Origin of the sequence: Candidatus Brocadia sapporoensis, assembly GCF_001753675.2 — a bacterium.
Lineage (GTDB): Bacteria > Planctomycetota > Brocadiia > Brocadiales > Brocadiaceae > Brocadia > Brocadia sapporoensis.
Genome location: NZ_MJUW02000092.1, coordinates 24,631 through 32,388 on the forward strand (window position 1 = coordinate 24,631; position 7,758 = coordinate 32,388).

At 42.0% G+C, this 7,758-nt stretch carries 5 protein-coding genes; all 5 read left to right on the forward strand.

What is annotated here, in order from left to right; genetic code table 11:
* Positions 1-6 precede the first annotated feature (6 nt).
* On the forward strand, positions 7-1,980 hold the full coding sequence (locus BIY37_RS08545; protein ID WP_070067419.1) for a DUF262 domain-containing protein: 1,974 nt from the start codon (positions 7-9) through the stop codon (positions 1,978-1,980).
* A 2-nt stretch (positions 1,981-1,982) separates the two neighbouring features.
* Positions 1,983-2,825: a cytochrome C gene (locus BIY37_RS08550; protein WP_080324965.1), complete on the forward strand. Its 843-nt coding sequence runs from the start codon at positions 1,983-1,985 to the stop codon at positions 2,823-2,825.
* Between the two features lie 260 nt (positions 2,826-3,085).
* Entirely contained in the window at positions 3,086-5,926 is a 2,841-nt protein-coding gene (locus BIY37_RS08555; protein ID WP_070067420.1) for a c-type cytochrome, read from the forward strand.
* A gap of 141 nt (positions 5,927-6,067) precedes the next feature.
* Positions 6,068-6,406, forward strand: coding sequence for a hypothetical protein (locus tag BIY37_RS08560; protein WP_070067421.1), 339 nt, complete (start codon positions 6,068-6,070; stop codon positions 6,404-6,406).
* Positions 6,407-6,571: 165 nt separating this feature from the next.
* Complete coding sequence (locus BIY37_RS08565; protein WP_070067422.1) at positions 6,572-7,741, forward strand: hypothetical protein; 1,170 nt, start codon at positions 6,572-6,574, stop codon at positions 7,739-7,741.
* The last annotated feature ends 17 nt before the right edge of the window (positions 7,742-7,758 follow it).

Here is a 7,758-nt window from a genome sequence, read left to right on the forward strand (position 1 = left end):
TAAAATATGCAGGCAAAAGAGACTAAACTCCAGGATATTATCGAAGGAACAAAGCAATATGTTATCCCTCTTTTTCGGCGGACTTATAGCTGGGAAGAAAAAGAATGGAAAATTTTATGGGAAGACCTTGTCGAACTTTGTACAGCGGAAAACCCACGATCTCACTTTATTGGCTCAATTGTAAATATGCCAACCGTTTCTGTCCCTGAAGGCGTTGCTAAATTTTTATTGATCGATGGTCAGCAGCGATTAACTACTATATTTATCTTACTGACTCTTCTACGCAATAAGGCAAAAGAAAAACCAAATCAGGAATTTGCCGAAGAAATTAATAATACTCTACTAGTTAACCCATACAAAAAGGGCAATGATTATTTCAAGTTAATGCCGACGCAGGTTGACAGGGACGCATATATAAACCTCATCAATGGAAAATCAAATGGATCAGAAAATCAACTTACAAGGGCATACACTTTTTTTGAGAAGAGACTCAGACAGACACAGTTTGAACATGAAAAGCTAAAGAAAATTATCACGAGTTATTTTTCTGTTGTTAGCATTGTACTTGATGCAGATGATAACCCATACTTGGTTTTTGAAAGCTTGAATGCTAAAGGAATGCCCCTAACACAGGCAGACCTCATTCGCAATTATTTCTTTATGCGCATTCATGCAGACAAACAAGATGAAGTTTACAATAACTATTGGCAGCCAATGCAAACAGCGTTAAATGATAGACTGACCGAATATATTAGACATTTCTTAATGAAAGATGACGGCAGCATCATAAAACAATCCGATGTTTACTTTGCGCTCAAAGGAAGAGTGTCACCGGACACTGCAATCGATTATTTGAAAAAATTGCAAAAGTTTTCGATTTACTATCAGAGACTGATTTATCCGGAATTCGAACCCGAGGTGGATTTGCAGAAGCATTTCAGAAGAGTGGACAGAATAGAAGTCACTACGGCCTATCCACTTCTTTTGAACGTTTATGATAATTATGTGGAAAATAAAATAAGCAAGGCCGATTTTATTTCTATTCTGAAAACGCTTGAGAATTACCTTATTCGCAGATTTGTTTGTAACGTACCAACAAATCAGCTTAACAAAATCTTTTCAGCAGTTTATCCACAATTAACCACAAAATATTCAGATAACCTTGCTGAAGGGGTTAAAGCAATATTACAAAGTAAGGGTTATCCAAAAGACAATGAGTTTTGCTTCCGGTTTAAAGAAGCTAAGTTTTATGGTGGTGGTGACAGGCAGAAAAAAACCAAACTCATACTCGAAAGCCTGGAAGAAAGTTTTGCCCATAAAGAGGCAATATCTTTTGATAATTTAAGTATAGAACATGTAATGCCACAAACTTTATCAGAGTGGTGGCAAAATCATCTTGGTAACGACTGGGAAGAAACACATGCATTATTTTTGCATACCATCGGTAATTTGACTTTATCCGCTTATAATACAGAATTGTCAAATGACGATTTTATAGCAAAAAAACGAACATATAACGAAAGCCACTTAGAACGTAACGAATATTTCTATGCCCTTTCCGCTTGGACAAGGGCAGAGATTGAAGAAAGAGCGAAAGTATTAGCAAAACAAGCGCTGGAAATATGGAACTACTTTGGACAAGAAAAAGCTATTTCATCTAACCTGAAAGAAGTCACTGGCACCACACCAACAGAACTTAAAATTTTGGGACAGCGGTTTCCAGTTCAGACATGGCGAGATGTTTTAGAGCAAACCCTTAACACTGTTGCAGATCTGGAAACCGATAAATTTGAAATCATTGCACACAGCTTTCCTCATTACGTTGGCAAAGATAAAAATAAATTTAGAGCAAGTCGACAGCTTCAAAATGGTTATTTCGTTGAAGTAAACATGTCTGCTCAATCCATACAAAGGCGTTGTCGTCAACTGATTGAAACAATTGATCTTACTTCGGAAGATTGGAGTGTAGAAACAATATAATTATGGAAAAGTCAAATAATGAATCAGAAAACATAAAAGATAAAGGCAGATACCGGGCGCTCACCTTTATTAAGGGACCAACCCTTGCCAAGGAAAAAGACCTAGAAATATCTAAAGATGAAATCCCCACGTGGCCGTACCTGGTAAGAAAGGAATTTCTGGCGGCGATCATCTGTACCATCATCCTCATTGTCTGGTCGATCCTCCTCGATGCGCCGCTGGAGGAACTTTCCGATCCTACCATGACCCCGAATCCGGCAAAGGCGCCGTGGTATTTTTTAGGACTACAGGAAATGCTTGTCTATTTTGATCCCTGGATTGCCGGTGTCGTTTTTCCGGTGCTTATCATCATTGGGCTGATGGCCATACCCTTCGTGGACTTTAATCCAAAGGGGAATGGATACTACACCTTTAAGGAGCGGAAGTTTGCTATGCTCACCTTCTGCTTCGGATTCCATATCTTATGGATATTGCTGATTATCGTTGGCGTCTTTATGCGCGGGCCTGGCTGGCTCTGGTTCTGGCCCTGGCAGGAGTGGGATCTCCACAGGATTGTGGCCGAGACTAATTATGATCTGACCAATTTCATTGGTATTAATTCAAAATCTTTCCTGGGTTTTGTCCTTGGTGGCGCCGTGGTAATCGGATATTTTTTTATGGGTATGACACTTCCTTACCGTTTTATGAAGGCAAGGAAAAGTATAGCGCTGGAAAAACTCGGCATGATCAGATATGCCATGGTGTCGTTCCTCTTCTTATCTATGATGGCGCTGCCCATAAAAGTATGTCTGAGACTGGTGTTCCATGTAAAATATATATGGGTAACACCGTGGTTTAATATATAAGTTAAGCCTCCGGCGACTTACCCACGGTTTCCCCGATAAACAGGTGAACAGAAAGCATTTACCCCGTTTGCGGGGGATTATGGGAGATTAAATTCCTAAAAATTAAATTAGGCCTTCTGGGGCTTAAAATATCTATCTTTCATAGATGGCATCCTCCCTCTTCACTCCGCGACGGTGAGAGACAATCGTTTGTCCTCCTCAGTGCAGGGAGCTAAGGGTGAGGAGATTTCCGTTTAAAATTCCTTATAAACACAAAGACTATGTTGACTAGCAAAAATCCACATTCCACAAAAAAAGAAGAAGATAAATCTTACCTGAAAATTTTTGTTGCGGTTAGTTTCATCCTCGTAGGAGTCACGGTATGGGTACTCGTAAACGAGACCGTCGACAGGCGACCCTGGAAAAATTATCAGAAGCAGTTCTACCACCTTGAGTACAAAAAAATCAAGCAGAACTACGATCAGGAGCGGACTGTTTTTGAAAGTCCGGAGGTACAAACGAAATACCGAGAAACACAGAGAAATCTGGAAAAGGCGTGGGAGGACTTTAAAAAACCGTCGATACAAAATGAATTCAAAAAACTATCAGAAGAACAAAAATTGTTAAATGACGAGTTAGAGACCTTGAAATTTCAGGCTATAGTCGCCCGGAATGAAGGTATGGGAAAGGAATATCTCTATGGAAAGACTCAGAGCGAACAGGTTAGGCATGAGATTGTGGAATTGGAAGAAAAGGGCAAGGAGTTTACCACGAAGATAAAGGAGCGGGAAGGAAAAATTGCGCCTATAAAGACAAGATTGAAAGAACTCAGACAGGAAACGGATAAATATACGGAAGAGCTGGAGGTCTATACTGTTGGTATGAAAAGATACGGAGAGCAGTTAAAAGCCTATGAGAAGACCCGCCCCAGCCTGCAAGTCTATCAGACCTATCTGGAAGATTTAAATATCACTGATCGCTGTATGTCGTGTCATGTGGGTATCAATAAGACGGAGAGTGTGTCTTCAGAACAACCCTACGCAAGCCATCCAGACCAGAAATTGTATCTGGGTAATCATCCTCCTGAAAAATTTGGCTGTGTGCTTTGCCATGAGGGGCAGGCAAGCGCCACGTCTGGGGTAAAAAAGGCACACGGTGAGGTTGAATACTGGCTTACACCCATTTATCGTGGAAAGACGGCTCAGGCATCGTGCATACGGTGTCATAGTGAAGGCAAGGAGGTAAAAGGAGGAGAGATGCTCTGGGAGGGCAAAAGACTGTTTGAAAATCTTGGCTGTCATGGATGCCATGAAACAACGGGCTTTGGTGAAGATAAAAACAGGATAATCGGTCCAAGTTTACGAAACATACGGAACAAGGTGAAGTCCGAATGGATTACCGGTTGGATAAAGGCCCCAAAAAAATTCAGACCTACCACGTTAATGCCCGACTTCAAACTTTCGGATGAAGAATCACAGGCCATTGCCGCATATCTCTGGCAACATGCGGATAAGAAAAAGGCTGCTGACGAGATGCCGGTTTTCAGTGATGAACAATTATCGCAAGGCGATTTCCTCTTTGAGCAGGTGGGGTGCATGGCATGCCATAGTTATAAAGAAGACGCTGAACGGGGATTCGCCCCCAATCTTGCACGGATTGGACAAAAGATAAACTATGGATACCTGATGGAGTGGATCGTGAACCCAAAAGCAAAAGAATCGCATACACGCATGCCCAGCTTCAGGTTAAATCAGGAAAAGGCAAGTCTCATTGCCGGATATTTGATACATAAGACGGGCAAGGATACACTGAAGGAAGGGGTGGCGGATAGGGATTGGCTGGAAGACAAGGAAAAATCCCGCGCCGGTGAGGTGTTGATCAAGAGATATGGTTGCTTCGGATGTCACGAGATAGAGGGCATGGAAGGGCTTGGAAAGATAGGGACAGAGCTATCCGCCATCGGGTCTAAATCGGTAACCCTCCTTGATTTTGGACTATTAGAAAAGAAGATATTGGGAGAGGCTGGGCTTAAGCATTTTACAGAAAATGTGGGAAAGGCAAGGCAGTCGTGGTTACAGGCAAAGTTGCGTGACCCCAGGCAGTTTGACGAGGGGAAGTATAAAAGACCAGAAGACCGCCTGAAAATGCCGGATTTTGCGCTAAAAGACGAAGAGGTTGAGTCATTGGTAATAATGCTCGCCGGGCTAAGAGAAGAAAAGTTCCCTGAGAAGTATCTCGCCAGACTGGCAGAAAAAGACAACTCGGTCGTAGAAGGAAAGCGATTGATTGGAAAGTACAATTGTATTGGCTGTCATCAGTTTGATTTGGATAGATTACATCTTGCCGGAGATGTTGAAGTTGCGGGGATGGTAAAGCTGGAAGAGGATGCGGGTGTCTATTTTCAGCTCTGGGAGGATAATGAGAAATTAGGGCATAAGGCGGGCGAAACGGTGTACATAGACAACCAGCAGATCGTGGATAGGAAAAAGGCCGCCGGAGGCGATATCACACCCGAAATCATCGAGTATCATGTTGAAAATGAGGGGCTCGTGCCGGAAGAGGCAAGGGTGTTTGCGCCTCCGTTGTTGTATAGTGAAGGTAAGAAGGTGCAGTCCGAATGGTTGTTTGAATTCTTGAAAGAGCCTTTCGATCTGAGACCATGGCTCGACATAAAGATGCCTACGTTTCGCTTGCCGGATGATGAGGCAACCAGCCTTTCAAAGTTCTTTGCTGAGGTAGAAAATGAGCCGTACCCGTATGAGTATATTTTTGAGACAAAAAAGGAATACATAGACGCAAAAGAAGCTATGTCACCGGGTTACCTCTTAGCGGCAAAGAAACTCTTTGAATCAAAGGACGTCAACTGCATCCTATGCCATGTAAAAGGCGAAAAGATGCCAGAGGGAGATAAAACTGGTTGGGCGCCAGACCTCCTGCTTGCCAAAAGGAGGCTCAAGCCTGGTTGGATAAAACGATGGCTCCTTGACCCACAGTCCATCCAGCCTGGCACCAAAATGCCAAAGTTCTTCAGGGAAGGCGAGTTTCAGAACTACATCCCCGGCACACCTGCAGACCAGGCAGAGGTAATGAAAGATTATTTAATGAATCTGCAGGGGGAGTAAGAAGTAAACCAGGAAGTTTTTGTCTGTAAATGATACAGGAAACGAACCTAACAGTTTCTTGGGCTTCGCCTACGTCCTACCCAAAACTTATCTGGCTTTTTAACGGACAGAGCTCACAAATATTTTTAAAACGAGGTTGTCATGAATGTATTTGTTGAGATAAAACAATACATAATTTCATTTGACATAGGTAAAACATCATCCCACATACTTACCGTTGATATTTACAAAGATGACGGCGAGTACCTGGACTCTTTTGCTGTCTACGCAAGTTCAGAAGATATACCAGAAATGTTTCTTAAACGATTGCCTGATCTGTCCTATCACGATATAAAGTTCTTTACATCCGAAGTTGAAACTCTTGTCAGAGAACCAAACAACGGGACGTCTTTTTTGGACGCAATGCAAAGATATCGGGTTAGTGATAACCGTTTGAAAGAATTAGGTCTTAAGACTCCTGACGATCCTGGTAAAAACTGAACTTAGTATTTCAGTAAAAATATAAATAGTAATTAACTCTGCCAGAGCTTAAAACCCCGACAGCGTTGGCTCACGAATTTCGATCTCAGGATTTTATTCTTTCAGACTCGTTTAAATAAGATAGTGCATATTTTTTCCTGGAAGGGAGAAAAGAAAGAGAACTACATGAAGCACAGTCATCGTACGGTCATCCTTATTTTTTTTATACTCGTTGCCGGATGTGGCAACCTAAGTAAGCCAAAGCTTATTGATAAAGAAAAGAATTATGGCACCGAGGGTGAGAGCTTATCGATCTTTCATCGTGTGGCAGAGGGAGACGGCGGTCTTGGCCTTAAATTCCCGGGATTCATAATTTCAATTGAAAAGGCTTACAGGAAAAATATAAAGAAGGACAATATCTTTGAAAGTATCAACGATGAATATTTCCATGGTAACAAAGAATACCAAAGGAGTGTTTATCATATCTTAGATGATTGTAAAAGAACGTTCATTTCGCATCTTGTTGAGTATCGCATAGATCCGTATAAGAGATATATAAAGGAAGACTTCTTTTATAATGCATACGATAAATGTTTTGACCCAACAGATGCCTACCTGAAAGGTTTGTTGAAATTAGATGAGTTAAGAAACAGGATATTTATAAACGATAGTGAAGCGCCCTACACGCATGTCTTTCTCTATTGTATGGGGTGGAATACCGATCAGCAGGAATCCATCAGAAATTATAATAGCCTTTTTTCGCAAATAATAAAGGAGAACAGAGAGGGTGCCAACTTTAGGCCTTTATTCATAGGAATATCATGGCCATCGGAGTGGCGATCTAATTTTCTCGGAGGTTTTATTAGTGTAATAAGCTACGGCGCCAAGGCGGATGACGCCGATGAGGTTGGGCTCGTGTGGGTAAATAAAATACTATGGGATATTCTCGTACCAGTGAAAGAAACGAAACACATTCCACTCATCGTGGTAGGCCACAGCTTTGGTGCCAGGGCGGTAACAAGGGCTATATTCAGTAACGGATTAATTACCATACCGGCTGGCAAAAAGACATTAAGCACGCACCCGAAAAAAGAATCTGACATTGACCTCGTGATAGGGTTGCAGGGTGCATTTAGCATCAGGAGATTTATTCAGGAAGATGGCGAAGAAGGGTCGCCATACAGTGGATTTGTCAAAAATAAGCAGGTAAAGAAATTGGTATTTACGTGGAGCAAGTATGACTTTGCAAATCCCATTGCAAAGTTCTTTACCGGAGCCAGCCATATTGGAGGGATGTACGGGCATGAAACATCCTTAGCCCGACCTTCGCAATTCGAGGGGTGTATGAGCTGCTAAGCCAGCAAATACAAGGG

Excerpts from the sequence above, each read along its gene's own strand:
- BIY37_RS08545 (WP_070067419.1), top strand. The coding sequence starts at position 7 with ATGCAGGCAAAAGAGACTAAACTCCAGGATATTATCGAAGGAACAAAG.
- BIY37_RS08550 (WP_080324965.1), top strand. The coding sequence starts at position 1,983 with ATGGAAAAGTCAAATAATGAATCAGAAAACATAAAAGATAAAGGCAGA.
- BIY37_RS08555 (WP_070067420.1), top strand. The coding sequence starts at position 3,086 with ATGTTGACTAGCAAAAATCCACATTCCACAAAAAAAGAAGAAGATAAA.
- BIY37_RS08560 (WP_070067421.1), top strand. The coding sequence starts at position 6,068 with ATGAATGTATTTGTTGAGATAAAACAATACATAATTTCATTTGACATA.
- BIY37_RS08565 (WP_070067422.1), top strand. The coding sequence starts at position 6,572 with ATGAAGCACAGTCATCGTACGGTCATCCTTATTTTTTTTATACTCGTT.